Annotated in this window: 23 protein-coding genes; 5 read left to right on the top strand and 18 right to left on the bottom strand. The window is 47.4% G+C overall.

What is annotated here, in order from left to right:
• Genes B5F25_RS13890 through B5F25_RS13865 form a run of 6 tightly spaced genes read right to left on the bottom strand, consistent with a single transcriptional unit; the run spans position 1 to position 5,055 of the window.
• Positions 1–2,505, bottom strand: a complete 2,505-nt coding sequence (locus B5F25_RS13890) for a TraG family conjugative transposon ATPase (protein ID WP_087250214.1) — start codon at positions 2,503–2,505, stop codon at positions 1–3.
• Positions 2,502–2,822 (bottom strand): DUF4133 domain-containing protein, encoded by a 321-nt coding sequence (locus B5F25_RS13885; RefSeq protein ID WP_071150627.1) that lies wholly within the window; start codon positions 2,820–2,822, stop codon positions 2,502–2,504. The genes B5F25_RS13890 and B5F25_RS13885 overlap by 4 nt, the downstream gene beginning before the upstream one ends.
• A gap of 33 nt (positions 2,823–2,855) precedes the next feature.
• Positions 2,856–3,158, bottom strand: coding sequence for a DUF4134 domain-containing protein (locus tag B5F25_RS13880; protein WP_071150628.1), 303 nt, complete (start codon positions 3,156–3,158; stop codon positions 2,856–2,858).
• 31 nt (positions 3,159–3,189) lie between these two features.
• Positions 3,190–3,957, bottom strand: coding sequence for a conjugal transfer protein (locus tag B5F25_RS13875; RefSeq protein ID WP_241148415.1), 768 nt, complete (start codon positions 3,955–3,957; stop codon positions 3,190–3,192).
• Positions 3,896–4,288 (bottom strand): DUF3408 domain-containing protein, encoded by a 393-nt coding sequence (locus B5F25_RS13870; protein ID WP_087250209.1) that lies wholly within the window; start codon positions 4,286–4,288, stop codon positions 3,896–3,898. The genes B5F25_RS13875 and B5F25_RS13870 overlap by 62 nt, the downstream gene beginning before the upstream one ends.
• Before the next feature lie 2 nt (positions 4,289–4,290).
• Positions 4,291–5,055 (bottom strand): ParA family protein, encoded by a 765-nt coding sequence (locus tag B5F25_RS13865; protein ID WP_072545369.1) that lies wholly within the window; start codon positions 5,053–5,055, stop codon positions 4,291–4,293.
• Positions 5,056–5,071: 16 nt separating this feature from the next.
• On the opposite strand from B5F25_RS13865, the gene B5F25_RS21845 reads away from it, so the two are divergent.
• From B5F25_RS21845 to mobC, 5 genes are all read left to right on the top strand, one after another.
• Complete coding sequence (locus B5F25_RS21845; protein WP_158098077.1) at positions 5,072–5,236, top strand: hypothetical protein; 165 nt, start codon at positions 5,072–5,074, stop codon at positions 5,234–5,236.
• A gap of 142 nt (positions 5,237–5,378) precedes the next feature.
• On the top strand, positions 5,379–5,759 hold the full coding sequence (locus tag B5F25_RS13860; protein ID WP_140406947.1) for a hypothetical protein: 381 nt from the start codon (positions 5,379–5,381) through the stop codon (positions 5,757–5,759).
• On the top strand, positions 5,752–6,195 hold the full coding sequence (gene mobA / locus B5F25_RS13855) for a conjugal transfer protein MobA (RefSeq protein WP_087250206.1): 444 nt from the start codon (positions 5,752–5,754) through the stop codon (positions 6,193–6,195). Before B5F25_RS13860 ends, mobA begins: the two co-directional genes overlap by 8 nt.
• The gene (mobB, locus tag B5F25_RS13850; protein WP_087250204.1) at positions 6,170–7,396 is read left to right on the top strand and encodes a conjugal transfer protein MobB; all 1,227 of its coding nucleotides are present in this window, start codon (positions 6,170–6,172) and stop codon (positions 7,394–7,396) included. The genes mobA and mobB overlap by 26 nt, the downstream gene beginning before the upstream one ends.
• A gap of 57 nt (positions 7,397–7,453) precedes the next feature.
• The gene (gene mobC, locus B5F25_RS13845; RefSeq protein ID WP_087210210.1) at positions 7,454–9,469 is read left to right on the top strand and encodes a conjugal transfer protein MobC; all 2,016 of its coding nucleotides are present in this window, start codon (positions 7,454–7,456) and stop codon (positions 9,467–9,469) included.
• Positions 9,470–9,471: 2 nt separating this feature from the next.
• Here the strand turns inward: mobC and B5F25_RS13840 are convergent, their stop codons facing one another.
• The 12 genes from B5F25_RS13840 to B5F25_RS13780 form a co-directional block, all read right to left on the bottom strand.
• A complete protein-coding gene (locus B5F25_RS13840; protein WP_087250202.1) occupies positions 9,472–10,083 on the bottom strand; it encodes an RteC domain-containing protein in 612 nt (203 codons plus the stop codon).
• Positions 10,084–10,165: 82 nt separating this feature from the next.
• A complete protein-coding gene (locus B5F25_RS13835; protein WP_087250242.1) occupies positions 10,166–11,023 on the bottom strand; it encodes a helix-turn-helix transcriptional regulator in 858 nt (285 codons plus the stop codon).
• A gap of 119 nt (positions 11,024–11,142) precedes the next feature.
• Positions 11,143–11,667, bottom strand: coding sequence for a hypothetical protein (locus B5F25_RS13830; RefSeq protein WP_087250240.1), 525 nt, complete (start codon positions 11,665–11,667; stop codon positions 11,143–11,145).
• A gap of 119 nt (positions 11,668–11,786) precedes the next feature.
• Positions 11,787–12,857: a hypothetical protein gene (locus B5F25_RS13825; protein WP_241148414.1), complete on the bottom strand. Its 1,071-nt coding sequence runs from the start codon at positions 12,855–12,857 to the stop codon at positions 11,787–11,789.
• A 182-nt stretch (positions 12,858–13,039) separates the two neighbouring features.
• Positions 13,040–13,531 (bottom strand): DUF2004 domain-containing protein, encoded by a 492-nt coding sequence (locus B5F25_RS13820; RefSeq protein WP_087213691.1) that lies wholly within the window; start codon positions 13,529–13,531, stop codon positions 13,040–13,042.
• A gap of 99 nt (positions 13,532–13,630) precedes the next feature.
• A complete protein-coding gene (locus B5F25_RS13815; protein ID WP_087250238.1) occupies positions 13,631–14,713 on the bottom strand; it encodes an Imm5 family immunity protein in 1,083 nt (360 codons plus the stop codon).
• Between the two features lie 410 nt (positions 14,714–15,123).
• The gene (locus B5F25_RS13805; RefSeq protein WP_087250200.1) at positions 15,124–16,026 is read right to left on the bottom strand and encodes a hypothetical protein; all 903 of its coding nucleotides are present in this window, start codon (positions 16,024–16,026) and stop codon (positions 15,124–15,126) included.
• Between the two features lie 129 nt (positions 16,027–16,155).
• Positions 16,156–17,238 carry a hypothetical protein gene (locus tag B5F25_RS13800; RefSeq protein WP_087250198.1) on the bottom strand — a complete coding sequence of 361 codons (1,083 nt, stop codon included), beginning with the start codon at positions 17,236–17,238 and terminating at the stop codon, positions 16,156–16,158.
• Between the two features lie 47 nt (positions 17,239–17,285).
• A complete protein-coding gene (locus tag B5F25_RS13795; protein WP_087250196.1) occupies positions 17,286–17,744 on the bottom strand; it encodes a DUF4375 domain-containing protein in 459 nt (152 codons plus the stop codon).
• Between the two features lie 68 nt (positions 17,745–17,812).
• A complete protein-coding gene (locus B5F25_RS13790; protein ID WP_087250194.1) occupies positions 17,813–18,922 on the bottom strand; it encodes an Imm5 family immunity protein in 1,110 nt (369 codons plus the stop codon).
• Between the two features lie 79 nt (positions 18,923–19,001).
• Positions 19,002–20,027: a hypothetical protein gene (locus B5F25_RS13785; protein ID WP_087250235.1), complete on the bottom strand. Its 1,026-nt coding sequence runs from the start codon at positions 20,025–20,027 to the stop codon at positions 19,002–19,004.
• A gap of 85 nt (positions 20,028–20,112) precedes the next feature.
• Positions 20,113–20,877 (bottom strand): hypothetical protein, encoded by a 765-nt coding sequence (locus B5F25_RS13780; protein WP_018709299.1) that lies wholly within the window; start codon positions 20,875–20,877, stop codon positions 20,113–20,115.
• Between the last annotated feature and the right edge of the window lie 126 nt (positions 20,878–21,003).

Genomic DNA, 21,003 nt, shown 5'->3' with positions numbered 1-21,003 from the left:
TCATCCTTTCCTTGCGTTCCTTTTCTCCTCTGCCAGCCGCTTGATGGCCAGCTCGATGTTGCCGCCGAGCTTCTCCGCCATGCGCTGCACCTCCACTTTCTCGCTCTCTTCGGTGGTGTAACAGAGGTATTCCTCCAATGAGGTTTCCGTCGCATACACCGCCGACTGCACGCCGCCCAGCCCGAACCACACCTCCTTGTACTTGCGCGTCGGGTCGTTGGACATGTTCACCGAAAGAATCTGCCCCTTCTCCTTGTCCGTCAGCCCGAGCAGCGTCTGTATCTGGTCGAACTTGTTCAGGTATTTCCGCTGGTCAAGGAGAATCTTGCAGTCCGAGTTGTTGATGATGCTCTCCTTCACAATCGGCGAGGAGATGATGTCCTCCACCTCCTGCGTGACCACCACCGCCTCCCCGTAGAACTTGCGGACTGTCTTGTAGAGGTAGCGGATGTAGTCCGCCATGTTCGCCGAGGCGATGGCCTTCCACGCTTCCTCGATGACTACCATCTTGCGGATTCCTTTCAGACGGCGCATCTTGTTGATGAACAGCTCCATGATGATGATGGTCGTAACGGGGAACAGGATGGGATGGTCCTTTATCTGGTCGATTTCGAAGACGATGAAGCGTTTCGTCAGCAGGTCAAGCTGCTTGTCCGAGTTGAGCAGGAAGTCATACTCGCCGCCCCGATAATAGGGTTCCAGCACGTTTAGGAAGCCCGCCAGGTCAAAATCCTTCTCCCGTACCTGCTTTTCCTCCAGTATCCGTCGGTACTCCGACTTCACAAACTCGTAGAAGGTGTTGAACGAGGGTTCTTCCACTTCCCCCGCCTTGATGCGCCCGATGTAGAGCGACACGGCGTTGGACAGCGCCACCTCCTCTGAGCGGGTTGCCGGTTCATTGTCCTTCTTCCACAAGGTGAGCAGCAGCGTCTTGATGCTCTCCCGCTTCTCGATGTCGAACACCCGGTCGTCGGTGTAGAACGGGTTGAAGGCTATCGGGTGCTCGTCCGTGTAGGTGAAGTAGATGCCGTCCTCGCCCCCGGTTTTCTGGTGTATCAGCGAGCAAAGCCCCTCATACGAGTTTCCGGTGTCCACCAGCACGATGTGCGTGCCCTGTTCGTAATATTGGCGGACAAGGTGGTTCATGAAGAACGACTTGCCACTACCCGAACCGCCCAGCACGAACTTGTTGCGGTTGGTGGTGATGCCCCGTTTCATCGGCAGGTCGGAGATGTCCACGTGCAGCGGTTTGCCGCTGATGCGGTCTGACATCTTCAGCCCGAAAGGGGAAAGCGAACTGCGGTAGTTCGTTTCCTCCGTCCAGAAGCAGACGGCCTGCTCGATGAAGGTATAGAATGATTCCTCCGCCGGGAAGTCTGCGGCGTTGCCCGGCATCCCCGCCCAATAGAGCGTGGCGGCATCCACCGTGTCGTGGCGCGGTTTGCACTCCATTGCGGCAATCTGGCTGCCCGTGTCGTTGCGGATGACCTTCACTTCGTCCGGGTTGTCCGTCCATGCGATGACATTGCAATGGCAGCGCACCGAGGTCAGCCCATAGGAATGCGCGTCGTTCAGGTACAGGTCTATCCATTCCTTGTTGATTTGGTTGCTCCGCGAGTAACGGGAGAGCGACTGCATGTTGCGTGCCGTCTTCTCGAAGCGTTGCAGGTTCTCCGCGCTGTCGTCGATGAAAAGGTACTGGTTGTAGATGTGGTTGCATGGGAGCAGCAGCCCCACCGGGCTGGCGAAGGAGAGGCGGCAGTCCGACCGGTCTGTGGAGAGCCGTTCATAGCGGCTGTCCGTACCGACCCGGCCCGGCAGTGCATCCAGTTCCGAGAGCGTATAGACCGACAGCCGTTTGTCGCCGATGCGCACCCCCTCGTCGCCCAGTTCGATGTCCTCCAGCGTGCCGGTGTCCTCCAGCGACAGGCAGAGGTATTTCTCCAGCAGGCCGGGTTTTTCCTCCGTGCCGGTTACCTCGTCGCCCGACAGACGGCGCAGTCTGACCAGTCCCGTGTCGTTTACAATGCGGGCGAACTGCCCGGCGGCATCTAAAAAACGTGCCGCCGTGTCCCGGTTCACTTCCTTGGGGATGATAAAGCCCCGGCACAACGACGAGAAGCTGCTCTGCATCCGCATCCGCTCCTTGGTCGTCTTGGTCAGATACAAGTAGCAGCAGTGGTTCAGGAAAGGCCGTTCGTTGAAGTGCAGTTCATAGCTCCGCGAGAGGAAGCCGAGCTTTTCGCCCTCCGTCCGGCTGCGGTAGTGTTCCTTCACGAACCAGTCCTGCTTGTGTACCACCGTGTAGTCGGGCAGCACCTTAACCGCTTTGCACCATGCCGCATGGATGGCGGCATATTCGGCAGAGGTTACCGTGAACAGTTCGGGAAGCTCCACTTCGAAGGCCACGGTGATGTCCGCGTCTTTCGAGACGATGCAATCCGACTCGACGGCCAGCAGCGGGAACTTGCTTTCCAACGTGGCGGCTTTCAATATATTTCTCATAGGCTTCTCTTTGGGGTGAATAACTTCCGGACGCTAATCCGGTTAATCAGGTATCGCGGGTGCTGCCGTTTGGCGAGCCGTTTCATCAGCCCGTGCTCGCCGTACTTGGCGTTCAGGCGGAATGTGAGCCATACCAGTATCGATGCGGATACCGCGCCAAAGGCGATGCACACCCATTGACCTGTTCCTGCCATGTACATCACGATGAACACCACGAACACGGCAAGCAGTCCTCCGGCGAAGATGAACAGGTATTGTGCCTTCAGCCCCTTGAACTCCGCGCTCTGCCCGATGCCCTTGTTCAGTTCATATTCCATAATCCTATTCTATATATTATTTATGTATAGGGATTAGAGGAAGAACGAGCGCAGGATGGTGGCGGCGACTATCAGGAAGATGCACGCCCCGAACCACGAGGCGGCGGTCTTGCTCGTATCCGGGTCACCCGAACTGAACTTGTTATATACCTTGATGCCTCCTATCAGGCCGACCACCGCACCGATGGCATAGACGAGTTTCGTTCCCGGGTCGAAGTACGAGGTGACCATCTGCGTGGCTTCCGTGATGCCCGCTTGTCCGTTACCTTGCGCGTAGAGCGCACCGGCTGCCATCAGGCAGGCCGCCATGAAAAAGATTCTCTTTGTTGTGTTCATAAAAAGTTGGTTTTATGCGGATAGACCGCTGTTAAACAATGTCGTCAATGGAAAAATCACCGGGTACGATACTCTCGGCGGGAGGCTCCGGTTGTCGTATCCGGCGGTAGTCCGCCAGATGCAGCTCGATGAGCGAGGCGATGCGCCGTTCCCGTTCCGCATCCCCGGCGGTGAGCTGGTCGAACATCGGCGTGCCCTTGAGTTCGGCAAGTGCACGTCCGGCCTGCTGCCGTTCTGCTTCGGTGGCGGTGCGGTCATCCATCGCCACGCGCACCGCCAGCCCCATGTCCTCGAAACGGAGTCCCGCCGCTTTCGGCGCATGTCCTTCCAGCATCTCGTCCTCGTCTATCGGAGGCTCACCGGCTTCCGTGTCCCGGTATTCCATCGGTTCGTCCTGCCCCTCCACGGGTTCCAGCCCGCCTTCGGCAAAGAGCGCGTCCAGCTCGTCGGCGGACACTACCTTGGGGTATCGTTCCGATTCCGTTGCAAAAGTATCCGCTTCGACTTCCGGTTTCACGGTTTCCGTTTTCTCGGGTACTTGTGGCGTGGAGTGGCACAGGGAAAATGTGCTTTTGCCCAAAATGTCTTCCGCGTCGGCTACTTTCCGGGGCAGCGTTTCCTCGCTTTCGCGCTGCCTTTTCCGGCGTTCATGCCGCTCATACAGGAGATAGGCGGCTGTCCAGAGCAGGTAGCCCGCGACGCATAGCGTGATAAAAGTTGTCATAGATGATTGTTTTTTAAAAGATTCCCGTATTCCGTTGCTTGTATTCGCGTTCGATGTCCCCCTGCCAGTCGGCAAAATGCTTCTCTAACACATTGTCCACGTAGCTGAACAACGATACCCGGTTGCCTCCGATGGTCTGCACGATGCGCTGTATCCGCTCGTGGAACTCCTTGCGCAAGTAGATGGTCTTGCCCAGCCGGGCGCATACGGGCGACTCGTGGATGAACAGGCGGAGGTACTCGCTCTCATGGGCTGGCTTGATGTCCGGCTGTTCCGTCTGGCGGGGTACGGGCGTTTCCGGCTCCACCGTAGGAGGGACGGCCAGAGCGGGCTGTTCTTCCTTGAACGAGGCGACGATGGAGCTTTCGTCCAGTTCCGTCAGGCTGATTTTCTTCCGTTCCCCCATGGCTACCTCCCGATAATGGTGAGTATCTCTTCCGTTATCTCCCGGATGTGGCTTCCCTTGGCGAGCGTGCCGTCCACCGGGAACAGCGTCGAGCGGAACACCGCCTTGTGTTCCCCCGTCAGTTCGCGCCGGAACCGCTTGCTGTCGGGCAGGAAGGTCTGTAGCACCTGTAGCCCCAGCTCCCGGATGATTTCCTCATATACCCTGTAGAGTTCCGACTTCTCGCGCCCGTCCACCATGTTCCACAGCAGGTACAGCCCCTTGATGTTCGTCTTGCCCGTGTCCATTAGCGTGTCCTTCAGCTTGGTGGCGAAACGCAGTGTGCTTTCCATCACCACCCGGTCTGCCGCGATGGGCGAGAAAATGTAGTCCATGTTCGCCAGCGTCCGCAGCACGCCGCCGCTGTTTACCGTGCCGGGCAGGTCGAAGAACACGATGTCCGTGCCGGGCAGCTTCTCCAATAGTCCTTCCGCCTTTTCCACGGCATCCTCCGCCGTGCCCTCGACGACCGGGTAGGCCTTCTTGCCGATACGTTGCAGTTGGCGGTAGGCCATCGCCTTGTAGTGTTCGTCCTCCATGACGGTTTTCAAGTCGCGCTTGCGCATTTCGGCGATGCTGTGCTGCGGATAGTCGCAGTCCACCACCGCCACGTTCAGCCCTTTCACGTAGTGCAGGTAGCTGGCCGCCAGCACCGTCAGGGTCGTCTTGCCCGCCCCTCCCTTCTGGGTGGAGAAGGCGATGTAAAGTGTTTCTTTTTCTGTTGGCATAACCGTTCCGTTTCAAATGATGCGGCAAAGGAAAAGAGAAACGGGAACGGTGGAAAAGGATTTCACGCTTCGGGGCGCGAGTGGCTCGGCTTTGGCGTGGAGTGGCTGGCTGGTTGGTCATACATCTGATTGTCCGGATAGTCCGTTGGACATCCGTATGATTGCCGGGTGGAATGGCTGATGCACCGGTGGCTGATATGGCTGGATGGCTGTTTGTGTCATTAGCCGCTTGACGGGTTGTCCGGTTCTGCAACCGCCCGGTTGTCGGTACGGTTGGATGTCGGGCTGGCTGGTCAGTCGGCTGTCCCAACGTTGCAACGGAGGTGCTGGCTACCGTCGGAATTATCCTCCGGGCAAAGTGGCTCCCCTATGGCATAATGTGGCTGGTCGGGGTGTTGTGCTGCAAACGGCTCCGCTTCCTACCTTTGCAGCATGAATCCGTTGGCGTGGTCGGAGGCTTTCCGTCTGGTTATCGTCCGCTTTCCCCGAAAGCGCTTTTCTCCACCGGTGGGGAAAACGTATGTTCGCCAGAACATAGCAAGCTGTGTTTTTTGCAGCACGCATCCGCTTCTGCCGCAAAAAACGCTTGCCCTTGCAGGGGGCGCAATTTGGCTCCGAAGTCGCAAATTGTAGGGATGGGGCATAACGGCGGCACGGCCACGGACGGGCAGGTTTCACCTTTTAATGACAGCAAGCATGAATGAACAACAGCAACACCCGAAAAGAAGGAAAGGCGGACGGACACCCAAGTCCGCGCCCGCCTTCCACCGCGAGACCGTCAATCTCGACGCCGCGCAGCACGCCCGGTTCCTCACCCTTTACGAGCAGTCCGGTCTTTCGTCCAAGTCGAAGTTCATCGCCGCGCGCATCTTCGGCGACAGCTTCCGGGTCATACGCACCGACCGGGGCACGATGGAGTATGTGGCCAGGCTCACCGCCCTGTACCAGCAGTACCGCGCCGTCGGGGTGAACTACAACCAGGCGGTCAAGGAACTGCACGTGCATTTTACCGAGAAAAAAGCGTTGGCCTTGCTCTATAAACTGGAGAAGCTGACCCTCGAACTGGTGGCGCTCAGCCGCCGCATTGTCGGACTTTCAGAAGAACTCAAAAGGCATGGTGGCGAAAATCAGCACGGGTAAGGACTTGTATGGCGCGTTGGCCTACAACCAGACGAAGGTAGAGGAAGGGCACGCGAAGATATTGGATGCCAACCTGCTCCCGTACCCGGAGGACGGGCGTTTCCGCATGGGCGAAACGATGGAGGCTTTCACGGCATGGCTTCCCTCGCACTACCGCACCGAGAAGCCGGTCATCCACATCTCGCTCAATCCGCATCCCGACGATGTATTGACCGACGGGCAGCTTGCCGCCATCGGCAGGGAGTACATGGAGAAGTTGGGCTACGGCAACCAGCCTTTCCTGATTTTTAAGCACGAGGACATCGACCGCCACCACATCCACATCGTGTCCCTGCGCGTGGACAGCGGGGGCAGGAAAATTTCCGACCGCTTCGAGCACCGCCGGAGCAAGGAAATAACCGAGCAGTTGGAACAGAAGTACAGGCTGCATCCGGCAGAGGGACAGAAGAAGGCGGAGGAATGGAAGCTCCGCCCGGTGGATGCGGCGAAGGGCGACATACGCCGGCAGATAGCTGATACCGTCAAGCCGTTGCTCAAGCTCTACCGCTTCCAGTCGATGGGCGAGTTCCGGGCATTGCTCTCCTTATATAACATAGGCATGGAGGAAGTCAGGGGCGAAGCGGGCGGACGCGCCTATCACGGCATTGTCTATACGGCATTGGATGCGGACGGGAACAAGGTGGCGACCCCCATCAAGTCGGCAAGGCTGGGCAGGATGGCGGGTGCGGAGGGCTTGCAACGGCGCATGGAGTGGTCAGCCTCGCGCATCAGGGCGGACGGTTGCCGCGAGCGGCTGCGCCCTCCGTTGGCCGGGGCATTACTGAAGGCAAGGGACGAGGCGGATTTCCGCCGCCGTCTGGCTGCCATGAACGTGGATTTGGTGCTACGCCGCAATGAATCCGGCAGGATTTACGGGGTAACCTTCATCGACCACACGAGCCGTACCGTGCTCAACGGTTCCCGGCTCGGCAAGGAGTTCTCCGCCAATATGCTGGAAGCGCGTTTCAACCCGCAATCCGAACCGGTCTGCAAAGTACAGCCCCACGTGGCAACGCCTGAGCCGGAAACCGGTACGGACGGTAAGGTGCTGGGAGGGCTGTTGTCCGTCATTGAGCCGGGAACCGGTGCCGTGCCGCGCTATCCGCGCCTGCACAAGCCGGACAAGAAGAAACGCCGCCGCAGGTACGGGCGGCAGGACTGAATGCAGCCCGGATAACATTCAACCGAATTTCAATCACCGTTAAAACAAGTATAACTTATGTCACAGGAAGATGATTTGAGAGGGCTGGCCAAGGTCATGGACTTTATGCGTGCCCTCAGCGTATTGTTCGTCATAGTCAATGTATATTGGTTCTGCTACCCCTCGATGAAGGAATGGAACATCGACATCGGGGTGGTGGACAGGATACTGCTTAATTTCCAGCGGACGACCGGGCTGTTCTCGTCCATTCTTTGGACAAAGCTGTTCGCCCTTGTGTTCCTCGCGCTCTCCTGCTTGGGGACAAAAGGCGTGAAAGAGGAAAAGATTAAGTGGCCGCATATCTGGGCGGCGCTTGCCGCCGGTATCGTGCTGTTCTTCTTCAATTGGTGGCTGCTTGCCCTGCCGCTGCCCCTTTCGGCGCGTACCGGTTTCTATCTGCTCACCTTATCCGCAGGCTACGGCTGCCTCTTGGCCGCCGGGGTATGGATGTCCCGCCTGCTCCGGCAGAACTTGATGGAGGATGTGTTCAACAACGAGAACGAATCCTTCATGCAGGAGACACGGCTTATCGAGAACGAGTATTCCGTCAATCTGCCCACCCGTTTCTGGTACAGGAAAAAGATGTGGCACGGCTGGATAAATGTCGTGAACCCTTTCCGTGCTTCCATTGTCTTGGGCACGCCGGGCAGCGGCAAATCCTTTGCCGTGGTCAATTCCTATATCAAACAGCAGATTGAAAAGGGCTATGCCACCTATATCTACGACTTCAAGTTTCCGGACTTGAGTACCATCGCCTACAACCACCTGCTCCGCCATCTGGACGGCTACAAGGTCAGGCCGAAGTTCTATGTCATCAACTTCGACGACCCCTCGCGCAGCCACCGCTGCAACCCGCTCAACCCGAAGTTCATGACCGATATCTCCGATGCCTACGAGAGTTCCTACAACATCATGCTCAACCTCAACCGGACTTGGGCGGCCAAGCAGGGCGACTTCTTCGTCGAGTCGCCCACCATCTTATTTGCTGCAATTATTTGGTTTTTACGCATTTACAAAAACGGAAAGTATTGCACCTTCCCCCATGCGGTCGAGTTCCTGAACAAGCCCTACGAGCAGATTTTCCCCATCATGTCCTCCTATCCCGAACTGGAGAACTACCTCAGCCCTTTCCTCGACGCATGGCTCGCCGGGGCTGCCGACCAGCTCATGGGGCAGATTGCTTCGGCCAAGATACCGCTCTCGCGCATGATTTCCCCGGCACTCTATTGGGTGATGTCCGCCGACGAGTTCTCCCTCGACATCAACAATCCCGACGAGCCGAAGGTACTCTGCATCGGCAACAACCCCGACCGGCAGGCCATCTACGGGGCTGCACTCGGACTGTATAACTCGCGCATCGTCAAACTGGTGAACAAGAAGGGCAGGCTGAAAAGCTCCATCATCATCGACGAGCTGCCCACCGTGTTCATCAAGGGGCTGGATAACCTTATCGCCACCGCGCGTAGCAACAAGGTGGCCGTGCTGCTGGGCTTTCAGGACTTCTCGCAGCTCATCCGCGACTATACCGACAAGGAGGCGAAGGTCATCATCAACACCGTCGGCAACATCTTCTCCGGGCAGGTGGTGGGCGAGACGGCCAAGACGCTCTCCGAGCGCTTCGGCAAGATTCTCCAGAAACGGCAGTCCATCTCCATCAACCGCAACGATGTGTCCACCTCCATCTCCACCCAGATGGACAGCCTTATCCCGCCGAGCAAGATTTCCTCGCTGACGCAGGGCATGTTTGTCGGTTCGGTGGCGGACAACTTCGGAGAGAAAATCGAGCAGAAGATTTTCCATTGTGAGATTGTGGTCGATGCCAAGAAAATCGCCGAAGAGGAAAAGACCTACCGGAAGATACCGGTCATCACCGACTTCAGGGATGCCGACGGCATCGACCGCATGAAGGAAATGGTGCAGGAGAACTACAACCGCATTAAGGAGGAAGCCCGGCAGATTGTCGCCGACGAACTGGAACGTATCGGGAGTGACCCGAATCTGAAGCACCTGCTGGAACTGAACAAACAGGCATAGGCTTATTTGTTTCGCCGGTATTGCTTCTCGTCGTCCGTATCCATTTTCCGCAGCAGGGCTTCGCGCAGCCGGTCGATGAAATAGGTGCGGTCGTCGCCTTTCCGACGCCGCATCCGGGCATAGTAGCTCGAAGCGTTTTTCACGTCCACGCCGAGCACGCCGCACACATATTCCACCACTTGCTTGAGCGTGATTTCACCGTCATTGAACAGCTTCAGTTCATGGCAGGCATAAAGCAGTTCAATAAGATGGATGGCATCGTCAGTCCACAGCACGGGAGGCCCGTCGCCGGGCGGACGGGCTTCTCCGTTTCCGGAACCCGTCCGTCTTTTTTCCATTCGTTCCATCGTGTTTTCCACATACATGATAGCTCCCACCACATGGCAGTAGCACACCAGATGGCTCTGCCCGTTGTTGTGGTAGCGTTCCCGCAGGACGGTCAGCCGGAACTTCGTGTATTGGAGATGGAGGAACACGCAGGTGTGGTTGCCGTGTTCCTCATGCAGATGGCTGAGGTGGCGTATGAAATCGTCGCTTGCCTCATTCAGCCTTTCGGTATCGCAATCCCCCTGTTCCAGTAAAAGCAGGTAGGGGCACAGGTAAAATACATCCATTTGAAACTATTTTATCGGTTATGAACGGCAAAAATAGCGGTGTACATGGATGTGGCAGTTCCGTTTTTCGCCGGAAATGCCGTCATTCCCCCAAATAGAACTTCCGCCGTTCCGCGCACAGCTCGTCGTACAGCTCCTTGTGCAGCTCGCTGGGGCTTTGCTTCATCTGTCCCGTGCAGAATTCCCAGAAACGGTTGGCGGACTCGAAACCGTTCTTCTCGGCTATCTCCCTGAGCGGGCGGTCGTAGTGGTATTTCAAGTCCCGCCGTATCTGTCCGATGCGTTGCTCCCGCAACCATTTGTTGGCGGACTGGCGGTATATCTTGCTGAATTTCTCGCGGAAGGTCGATGCGCTCATGCAGAGCATCCCCGCCAGTTCCTCCACGCTGTTCGTGCGGTAGCTGTAGCGGTTCACCTTCAGCCGGAACACGGCGGCATACAGGGGCTTCAGCCGTTTCTCGGCATATTGCAGCTCCGCTTCGGTGAGCGGTGTGGGCTGGTGGCTCACCTGCTTGCGCCGCTCCACGAAAAAGTAGTCGCACACCTCGTTGCACATATTATACAGGGGACGGGGGATGCGGGTCTGGTACAGCACGTCGCACAGGTAGAGCATCTCCGGCGTGCGGCAGGCTTTCCGCCAAGGCTCCACCAGTCCGTGCAGCAGCCGGTTCTGAACTTCCGTGTCTTCCGACAGGGCGAGCAGCATCAGCAGCGGGCGGCATCCGGGAGCCGACACATCCGGCAGCGCGGGCTTTCCTGTCAGCAGGTCGAGGATGTGGTGGCATAGGTTTGTGTCCCGCGCATAGGGTTCCAGCGCGAGGTAACGCTTTGGGGTACGGGCATTCAGCAGCCCTCTCACTTCTCCGCACAGGGCGGCGGTGGCCTGTTCCAAGCCTGCCGGGGCGGTGGCGGACAACTGTTCGATGAAATTTGTTTGCATAAGAGATATGTTTTTATTGTTTGATGAATCCGTAAAGATAACCGGTTGCCCCTGTCCGGTTGTTCCGCTTTCCGCCGGAAATGCCGCACGGTAGGGAAATATTGTGTTTATGGCAAGCATTATACCACTATTTCCATAAGCAACAGATAGAAAGTCGCGAACTGGACAATCAGGGAAACGACATGGATGCCGTAATAGAGCAGATACTTTTTCTCCTTCTCGAACTTGGCGAAATACTTCTCGTATTTGTCGTTCTTGAATAAGAATATTTCATTGATATAATATCCGCATATCATGAAGACTACGAGCAATGAATAAAAAATGATGCCGTTTTCCAAAATAATACGCACTAATTGTACCCTTAGTATTTTGGTGCAGGCAAGGCAGACAAGACTGAATATCCAACAGATGATGATGAATGGGGTGATAAGTGCCCTACTGCTGCAAGGAAGATAGATGCCTTTATCCATTCCGGTTTCTTCTGCTTTCTTACTACTCGAAACTAAGTATTTTATGTAGCGGTTATCCCATTTTGAGAGACTTAGCCAATAGAAAGGGTTTAGCATCCTCATGAAAATGAAGAACAGTAGCTTATAAGTGCAGTAATAATTTATATTGTAATATTTCTCCAATAATTTCCTCATGCTTAATAAATAATGATGCATCCTTTTTCCACCTTGTTTTACGATTCCAAGCCAAATATCCAGTAACACGCCAGCAAGTACAGAATGAGAAACACGATAAATCCTACTCGAAAAAAGTGTCATTGATGACAGTTTTCCCGAGTAGGGCATTCGCCATTATCTCTATATACCAAATTGTCATGAAAACAATTCAGCGAATCGTTATCAGCATTTCTTTCCTTTTCTCTTATTCCTTCTATCTCCTTATAAGTATCGTCCACGACTTGACGGGACACCCCGTTCAGTTTCTTCGCATGTTCCTGAACAATAGAACCTATTTCATGACAAATCCAAGCGGCGGCAATCAGTACCGCGAATACCATCAATATATTCTTTATCGGTTTGTAGCGCAGCAGATACCCCAAGAAAGCGAACAGGATATACGCGACGTATATACATATAGTGTTGAGAGTTCTGCCGAAATATTCTTTTTGATGGCGTTGCAGTTCGGTGGAGGTTTCCCATGCGGTGATGGCGTGTCGGTACAATTCCGTATGAGCTATGAACATCAGACTGTCTTCGCTGGCAGCGGGATGAGCGGCATATTGATAGGCAACGCCCATTGTTTCCAACTGATAGCTGTCATAGGCTTTCGATGCCAAAGTGTCCGGTAGCATTGAAAGCAGTAGTCCGCACGTGTCAATATCAGCTAAAAAAGATGTTTCAAGAGAATCTGTTTGGGCTATAAGTTTCGTTTTGGGCATTACCATAGGTATATTGTGCAATATTTCTTCCGGGTCGATGCTGAACTTGTCTGCCAACGATTGGGGATAAGTCTGTTTTATTTCTATTATTTTATCAACAGATGCAGCCATTGTTTGGGGACGTATAAACCAGTCATAGTAATAGGTCATTGCCGATAGAGGCAAAACAAGAACCAGACCGATTACCCAATTTCGGAGAAAGCCTGTCCATTTTTCATCGTTCATTGCCCAAAAACTCAAGAAAGTTGCGATGCTCAAACTGTATGGAATGAGGGCAGTAAATGCTGCCATCCCCAATTGCAAACAAAAGGCCAATGCCTCCGAGGTGGCTAAGTCATAAAATGTGCCCTTATCTACTTCCTTAATTACAAGTACCGTGAAGCCACATACCAAAACGATGGCAAGAATGATAACAAAATATATACTAAGTTTCTTCAAATACTTCATATTCATTTTACTGATTAATGGTTTGGTGGAAAACACCCGTTCTGGGGTTATCTTCCTTTGTTACCAATGAATTTACTTTTATATACAATTCTTACTTTTGTTGTATTATTCATATATGTACGCTATTTAATGGGATGCAGCTTGCCGCCGTTAGGTGGCATAGGTGCTTGTTAGTCGCATATTTAACTTTCACAAGTAATATCTAATATTTTTCCTTTATTGTCAGTATGTACTACGACTATTTCATCTGAATTTTCACTATCAATCATGTAATCCCAAACAGCATAGTGATTATCACCGGGATAAAAAGTAATAGTTTCTACTCTCTGAATCAGCAAGGATAGAAACTGTTCTTCCTTTGTTTTTGTCGAATCGGCATTTGGTAACAAGTCATCAATAGCTTCCCATTCATCAAGATGCCAACGGACATATTCATTCGTTGTGCCACCATCTTCATAATCCTTTAATATGAATTTATCTATTTCTGTCTTGTATTTAAGAAGGTTGGAAAGATAGCCTTCCAGCTCTGCCGACCAATCCTTGGGATTGCCTTCATAAGCACAGAAATCCAAACACAATTCGACATCCTTGTTACAAATCATTACATGACCTTCAAAATAGTCCTCTTCCTTATTATCTACTTCACCGAAATAAGTAATATTCTTCTTGCTCATATTCTTTTGTTTTTAATTAATTGCGACTAATGGTTCAGCAGGGAACGGCTTGCCGTTATCCTGCGTTGTTAGCGAAATTATTTTATATACTCACAGAAACTAAGTCAAGTACAGCTTTCTACTTCCAACTATTTTCCTTAACCACTTAGGGGTATATTCTATACTTCGTGGAAATTTGGTGTAAAAGCTCAAAATCCAATCTAATTCCTGGAAATAACTTGGAATTTCATCCCAATTATCATAATTAAAATCCAAATTGTAAGAACTATTTGAGTTAATGACCATTTTTAGAGAGAACCAAGCTCCTTCCTTTGGATAATACATATACATTTCTTTTCGTTTTAATCTAAATTCCTTGCATATATTGATGGTCGCCATCGTCCCTATTTTTATCTTATCTCCAGTAGAAAAGCGTATATTTAACATACTGCTGGTGCATGATACAAATAAAACATCTATAAAATCCCATTTCATTCCAGAGGGTATTTGAAGTAAAATAGCATCTCTAATATCATCAAAAGATATTCTTTTATTTGTTTTTACTAAATCTAATTGATGACGAACAGGTATATCAATTAAAGGAGTTACTCTTTTGCATACTGGCAATGACTGGTATTTGGCATTTGGATTTTGAGAAACTTCCAATACCATTTTTACATACCACAGCCAGTACTCCTTACGTTTCTCTACGTCTCCTGTTTCCACGAAAGGATTGCTGCCAGAGCAAGCTATCGAGCCTATAAAATCCGCATTCCAACTTTCAAAGTCGAAAGCATCATCATCTTCACCATCATAATCCTCTATTGACAATATGGAAGCTGCATCGTAATGGATTGCATATCCCAAAGCTATGATAGCCCAACCTGCCATGCCTTCGGGACTGTCTGCGGATTGTTCCACATAATTGCGCAGCCGTTCTATTGAGGCCAATATGCTTTCGGTAGTTCCTTTATTCTTGTACAGATAACTGTCCATTTCCGACAAGACATCGTATAACAGGCTTTCTGCTCCAAATTCTTCTGGAAAGCAGGAACAAGCTTTTTTGCAGCACTCACACAACACTTTTTGCACTGTCTGGGGGTTGCCTATTTGTTTCATCAAATCAACACGATAGGATAAAGGCAAATGCCCCATGCTGTTTTGATTGATTATTTTTTTAAGTTTTTCTATTTGCTGTATCATACTGGTTTCTGTTTTCGCTAATGGTTCAGCAGGGAACGGCTTGCCGTTATCCTGCGTTGTTATCAACTTTTTTCAAACTCAAAATTTATCTAAATCTTTGAACATGCCGATTGTTTGTGTACTTATATCTATATAAGTCAAAGATATCACCGAAAGTCGTACACATGAATGGAAGAAACGATTTGTCATAGTCCATAATATAACAAGAGTTTAGTACATCTTGGTAATCTTGACGGATTTATGATTTTAAGCAATCCTTCACAATAGCTGCCCAACCTAACTTCTTGCCATAAAGCAGTCAGTTTTGGATAAGACAAATCGGAGTATTTAGCGATAAAGGCATCATCAACTGTCTGCCTTATACTATTGATGTTCTTTTCTAAGAATTTCTCGTACATAATAAAATATAACTATAGATTTATTATTTTTGTTATATTTTCATTTTCCAATTCTGCCATTACTTTTTCCATATATATATTATAAAGTTTTTCTCTAAATTGAATAGTTTCTTCAGAAAGCATAAATGATTTTAAGGTTAAAAACGGAATGAACCTCTTAATCAGTTCGTTTGTTATAAACTTTATATTTTTCCCTTGAATATGACGGTATCGTAGTAATACCAATATTTCCGTGGGAATTAATTGCCATTCTGTAAAGTAAAACTCATTTTTAGAGAAGTTACCATCATTACATTTTCGTAAATGGTAGATACAAATATCATCTATTAGTTGGTTAAACATAGTCGTGTCATCTGTGCAAATATTATCTATTAATTGGGCATATATGGGGTTAAGCCTCTTCTCTGTATAAATATTTAACAGGTGGCTGTTGTTTTTATTGTAATATTTATCATACATGACAATTGATTCTGGTAAAATTGTATCTTGATAATACACATAAGGAAAATCACTCTTTAATGTATCTTCTATTCTTTCAATTAAAATACATAGCATAATATCGGATTCTTTTTTTGGGAAAAAAGTCAAAACCCCCAAAAAGACAGATGTTAGTCCGACTTGATTCACTAATTCATTTTTACGATTCGAGTCTGAAAAATAAACAATATAACTTGAATAATAGTAAAATAAATAGTCTAAAAGTGAACAAAAATTATTTTCATTAGGGTCATACCAAAATAATTTACAGCATTTTCGCAAGTAGAAACTAGCAACAAATCGCATGGATAAATAGTCTAATCTAATAATATGAGGAGTCTTTGCAAAAAGTTCTAATTTTTGTTTATTTTCTTCTACGAATGTATCAGGTTCTTTATCTGTTATATTTTCTAATATTTTTTTTATTCGTCTATTCATATATTGGTTGTTTTTTGTACTGTTATAATAATCTAGGAAATTAATCAATCTGCTGATAATTAGAATTAGTTGATAATGGGATGCAGCTTGCCGCCGTTAGGCGGAACAGGTGCTTGTTACCCACGTAATTTATTCTTTGTTTCTTCGATTTATTTGTATATTACTTATTTCTGATTTTCCGCCAAAACAACGTAATTCTTCCACATTTGGATTATCTAATACTGCATATACAGATTCTTTTGTCATACTTTTAATGCCTGACATATATACTTTTCTCAATTTTTTAGCATTTACAAGACTTGTAATATCAACCAACTTGTTTAGGTCGTCAATATAAACTTCGGTCAAATTGTTTAGATTGGATAAGTTTGGTATCTTAGTAATATTGGCCAACCAAATCAACTCAAGCCTTTCAAGTCCCGTGAGTGTACTAACAAATGAAATATCATCCAATTTAGATATTCTAAAAAGTCTTAGTTGGCGCAAAGTCCTAAAATCACTCAAAACCGTCAAGTCTATTTTTGAACCGTCACACCACCAAATGGACAAGTCATTAATAGGCGTTTGTTTTAAGAAAGACAAATCCTTGTTCTTGACAGCCCTTAATTCCAACTTTTTCAATTGACTTAGTCCTACAATAGATTCAAGATTCTTATCTAATTTCCCGAGAAAGAGGGATTGGAGATTTTTGAAACGCAAAAGCCATTGACAATCAAACACAGGTTTACCATTCTTCAAAACCGCATCTATATACAAATGCTCCAACCGGCTTGATAGTGTTTTGATAAAAGAAAAATCCCTTAAATTATAAATGTCTAATATTAACGATTTTAGATTTGACAAACGTGAAAGAATCGATAAGTCAGTATTCTTATATTCAAATCTGCCTATTTCGATATTTTGTACATCAGGAACAAATCGTAGGAAATCCAGATTCCAACCATTGAAATCATCCTCATATCCAGAAGTTTTATCAGCCCCTCCATATACACGAAAAGAAATATCAGGACGTGATATAAATATGCGATTCAACTTTTCAAGAACCGTATCAGGAATATAATCGCTTATTTGAACTCTCTTTATAAGTTTATCCTCGATTATTTGCTGAATTACGGATTCTGTCACATCATCTACCATGTAACCATCTTCGGGAAGTCTTGGAATCCTTCCAAAACTGCGAGAAGTAAATATTTCAATTTGTGTTCTAAACATATCTTTACTACGTGGGTAATGGTTTGGAAAGGAACACCATTCAGGGGTTAACTTTCCTTGTTATCTATATTCTTTATTGAATCAAGATGAAACTTCAGAAGCATAAGCCTTGAAATTTGTTCCTTATCTTGCCAATACTCTTCATCTATTTTCGATAACTCATCATCATCTGATTGGGTAAGATATTCAGGTAAGTCCCATAATTCTTCAAGACGTTCATCATCTTCAAACTTTTCAATGATAGAATAAGCTTTCAATAATAGTTCCTTGGTATTAATAGCTCCTATTTGTTCTAAACCTTCAACTGCAAGTAAATAAGCATCATAACCCCAATTACAGAAAAATTGAACAAAACCACCATTATACATCTCCAATTCCAACCAATATAGAGATGCTATCATCCTATCATCATGTTCCATTTCTTGATAGTTGGGCTTAACTAAATCCAACTTATACCCGAGCTGAGAAAAACTCTGTTCCCAAATTTCTTCTAAATCGTTCATCATTTTTTGCCTCCTATTTATTATAGCTAATGGTTAAGCGGGGAACGACGTTAGTCCGTTATCCCAGTTTATTAGAAACTTATTCTTTTCCTTTTCAGTATATCTGCCAACCAATCAGGAATGAACTCTTTCGCCCGTGGATATTTACTGAAATCCTCACTAAAGTCACTATCGTTGAATGCCTCTTTCTGTTTTTCGTCTCGTGTATCGTAATCAAATCTTATATCCATATGATTGTCTTTATATATTGTTATTTTACATAGATAGAAAGCCCCTTCTTGCGGACATAAAGAATACATCAGGTCTTTAAGCTTTTCTACTTTTCCTGAAAGATATATTAAAATTTTAATACCATTAGGACCAAACCAGACTGGCTCGTTTCCCTTGTAATAATAAATCTCAGGTTGAGATGTACTTTCAACGGTATAACAGTAAAAATCGCATTTACTCCATTGGGCAAAAGCCACCATTTTTACTAAAACTTCCTTGATGCCATTTATACAGGCACAACATTTCGCATCTTCTTTCCAAAGACGTAATTGTGTACGATAAGGAATGTATTTTGCAGGTGATGTTGCTTTGTTTGCGGGGGCTGGATATGGCAGGCTGTCATTTACACAGGCAGTTTTGATGCAATCGGTAAGATACCAGTTCCAGAACTCTTTATTGCGCCTGTCATCAACAGAATCCAAATCGACAATACCACCATTATATACTAAACTTGCGAGGAAAGCGGTATCCCATTCGTCAGGGTCTTCTATTTCTTCTTCAGAATCATAATCACTGACAACCCTGTCTGCACCCGCCCCGGCATCATAAGCGGCATGAACAGCTACTTTGGCTGCAAATGCAGCTGTAATATTATCTTCCATGTAATTATCGGCAAACACGTCCAAATGGTCGGCATCTTTCAATAAATCCTTTTTGCCCGTTTGCCCCAGCAGGTATTTCTCCGTTTTCTTAATCAGTCCGATAATTTCCGTATCGTTCTTGAAAAATTCATTCCATATCGGATATACTTTCAACGCACACAAAATGCTAATTCGTCCAATGACATACGGTTCATTGATGGCTTGAAGTATCGCACGTCTTGTGGGCAGGGACAAATGCCCTTTGTTTGAATGATTGATTTCATTCAAACCTTTACTTGTCAATGAGGCTATGGCTTCTGTATGTTTCATCGCAATAATTGTTTCTAATGGCTTGACAAGGAGCTGCGTTCAGCAGCTAACTTGGCTTGTTATCAACATTTATAATTACTTACTCCCATATTATTTCACAAAGAGCCAGCTTGGTATCTTCATTACAGATAAATGCCCGGTTATTCCAAACATCTAACACTCGGAAAGCACTATATCCACGAGGCATAACGAGGTCAACCAAAGTACAATCAGAAAGGCGCAATAGTTTTTGCTTGCCTTTCCACTCATCTGTTTTGAAAATGGAAGATAAAATTAGCCAAGTTCTATCCCCAGAGAATTTACCTCGCATCCCATGTTTTCCGGGCAAACGGCTTAAATTGTCTTTACCCCACAATTTATTTTTAAACAAACCGTTAAACTCCAACTCTATATACCAATAATATCCCATTCCAGCCAAACCTACTGGATTAGTTGTGCTACTTTCCAAAAAAGCATATAAATGTCCAGTCTGTTCTTGCATAGAACCTATCAGAGGATAGTTATAATTGAAAACTGCTTTGGAGAAATCTCCATTCGCTTTTGTCACCGAATCAAGATGTGCTTGCCGAGTTCCAGCTTTGCTATACACACAAGAACCAATGTCAGACCAACGGGCAGTCTTTGTTGCAAAATTGACAGTCAAAGTTGTGAAACTGTTCGTTGCTTCCAAAACCCTATCTACTCTACATACAATAGGAAATACACCATGCTCTCCGGTAACAGCTATTGGCATAGGTATGCCTCCGGCACACCAGTTATCCATAGAAATAGAAGTCCAATCGCCATTTATTTCAGATAACCACCAAAGAGTTTTGCTGGTTCCACAAAGAAATAATATTCCGTTGTTGCAAGATAAAAGTACGGGGTCTTGCCAAATGTCTTGCACTTCTTGGGGCTTTGGACTGGGGATAAATCGGGAAATATCTCCTTTTATCCATAGCACTCCTTTCGACTTTTGCTGTGAATGATAAACAGAGAATACTATTTCCTCTTCGCTACGAGCTATCATCCCTTTGCCGCCAAGTGGACTATATTTGAAAGAAGTGCCAGACAATTCAATTCCGCCAAACTCCCAATCTTTTATTATTTTCAGTTTCGCTTTCATGATTAAAATTCCGTTTTTGTTGATAATGGTTTGGTGAGGAACAGCGTTAAGCTGTTGGCTCGACCTTGTTAGTTGCTTACTATATTTACTTAATGATTTCAATGTCTTGAATAGGTACATAACCTATATGGGCATTAAAAATGGAATTTATTCTACACCAGGTATTTACTATTTTACTTATAACAACAGGCATTCCAAAACTAACTGCTATGCCATCTTCCCCTTCGGTAATTTTTTCTCCATCAGGTAAAGAATAAATGTAGGGACTGCATAGTATGGCACTATCTCCAACTTGTGGCGTAAAATTCGTCCTTTTAGCATTCGGGGGGCTCTGTAATATTATATTATACTGAGCTTCCATACATTTCGTAGATAAGAATAGGTATGCTTCAAAACAGTCATTACATTCATTCTCTTCAGGAAAATGCTCTATATGAAAACCCGGAGCGTCAGCATACAACTTTCCGTGGGTTTCATAGCCTTTATTATATACTCCATATATCAATCGCCCATTAGAATCATAATATGCCATACTATGCAATGTACCCCCGTCAGCCCATCGCTTAAACACTTTCCTGATTTTGTTATCGCTATCGAAATACATAGTAAACAATATATTTGCATTCTTTATCTGACCATCATCTAAGATTTTGTATGAATGGATTTGATCAAATTCCATATATTCATTCTCTATTACTTTTCCTAAACTATCTAAAGGAACAAGGTATGCAATTCTCAAAGTCATTTTGTTTATTGCATCAATCTCTGTTTGAATAGTTTCCTTATAGTTTTGTGCAAAAGTAAAAGGTGAAAGCAAGAATAAAATATAAAGTATAATTACTCTTTTCATATTGCAACTAATGGTTTGCAGCTAATCGCCGTTTAAGGCGATTGAGGTGCGTGTTATCAATCTTTGCCTGCGAATAAGGAATCTGGTATCCTACCCGTATATTCATTCGAGCTTGGCACTTCTTCG

The organism is Bacteroides sp. An19 (assembly GCF_002160215.1).
Classification (GTDB): Bacteria; Bacteroidota; Bacteroidia; order Bacteroidales; family Bacteroidaceae; genus Phocaeicola; species Phocaeicola intestinalis.
The sequence above is the reverse complement of the archived record's forward strand: the minus strand, read 5'-3'. Positions and strand labels throughout refer to the sequence as shown.

Excerpts from the sequence above, each read along its gene's own strand:
- B5F25_RS13890 (WP_087250214.1), bottom strand. The coding sequence starts at position 2,505 with ATGAGAAATATATTGAAAGCCGCCACGTTGGAAAGCAAGTTCCCGCTG.
- B5F25_RS13885 (WP_071150627.1), bottom strand. The coding sequence starts at position 2,822 with ATGGAATATGAACTGAACAAGGGCATCGGGCAGAGCGCGGAGTTCAAG.
- B5F25_RS13880 (WP_071150628.1), bottom strand. The coding sequence starts at position 3,158 with ATGAACACAACAAAGAGAATCTTTTTCATGGCGGCCTGCCTGATGGCA.
- B5F25_RS13870 (WP_087250209.1), bottom strand. The coding sequence starts at position 4,288 with ATGGGGGAACGGAAGAAAATCAGCCTGACGGAACTGGACGAAAGCTCC.
- B5F25_RS13865 (WP_072545369.1), bottom strand. The coding sequence starts at position 5,055 with ATGCCAACAGAAAAAGAAACACTTTACATCGCCTTCTCCACCCAGAAG.
- B5F25_RS21845 (WP_158098077.1), top strand. The coding sequence starts at position 5,072 with ATGATGCGGCAAAGGAAAAGAGAAACGGGAACGGTGGAAAAGGATTTC.
- mobA (WP_087250206.1), top strand. The coding sequence starts at position 5,752 with ATGAATGAACAACAGCAACACCCGAAAAGAAGGAAAGGCGGACGGACA.
- mobB (WP_087250204.1), top strand. The coding sequence starts at position 6,170 with ATGGTGGCGAAAATCAGCACGGGTAAGGACTTGTATGGCGCGTTGGCC.
- mobC (WP_087210210.1), top strand. The coding sequence starts at position 7,454 with ATGTCACAGGAAGATGATTTGAGAGGGCTGGCCAAGGTCATGGACTTT.
- B5F25_RS13840 (WP_087250202.1), bottom strand. The coding sequence starts at position 10,083 with ATGGATGTATTTTACCTGTGCCCCTACCTGCTTTTACTGGAACAGGGG.
- B5F25_RS13835 (WP_087250242.1), bottom strand. The coding sequence starts at position 11,023 with ATGCAAACAAATTTCATCGAACAGTTGTCCGCCACCGCCCCGGCAGGC.
- B5F25_RS13830 (WP_087250240.1), bottom strand. The coding sequence starts at position 11,667 with ATGAGGAAATTATTGGAGAAATATTACAATATAAATTATTACTGCACT.
- B5F25_RS13825 (WP_241148414.1), bottom strand. The coding sequence starts at position 12,857 with ATGAAGTATTTGAAGAAACTTAGTATATATTTTGTTATCATTCTTGCC.
- B5F25_RS13820 (WP_087213691.1), bottom strand. The coding sequence starts at position 13,531 with ATGAGCAAGAAGAATATTACTTATTTCGGTGAAGTAGATAATAAGGAA.
- B5F25_RS13815 (WP_087250238.1), bottom strand. The coding sequence starts at position 14,713 with ATGATACAGCAAATAGAAAAACTTAAAAAAATAATCAATCAAAACAGC.
- B5F25_RS13805 (WP_087250200.1), bottom strand. The coding sequence starts at position 16,026 with ATGAATAGACGAATAAAAAAAATATTAGAAAATATAACAGATAAAGAA.
- B5F25_RS13800 (WP_087250198.1), bottom strand. The coding sequence starts at position 17,238 with ATGTTTAGAACACAAATTGAAATATTTACTTCTCGCAGTTTTGGAAGG.
- B5F25_RS13795 (WP_087250196.1), bottom strand. The coding sequence starts at position 17,744 with ATGATGAACGATTTAGAAGAAATTTGGGAACAGAGTTTTTCTCAGCTC.
- B5F25_RS13790 (WP_087250194.1), bottom strand. The coding sequence starts at position 18,922 with ATGAAACATACAGAAGCCATAGCCTCATTGACAAGTAAAGGTTTGAAT.
- B5F25_RS13785 (WP_087250235.1), bottom strand. The coding sequence starts at position 20,027 with ATGAAAGCGAAACTGAAAATAATAAAAGATTGGGAGTTTGGCGGAATT.
- B5F25_RS13780 (WP_018709299.1), bottom strand. The coding sequence starts at position 20,877 with ATGAAAAGAGTAATTATACTTTATATTTTATTCTTGCTTTCACCTTTT.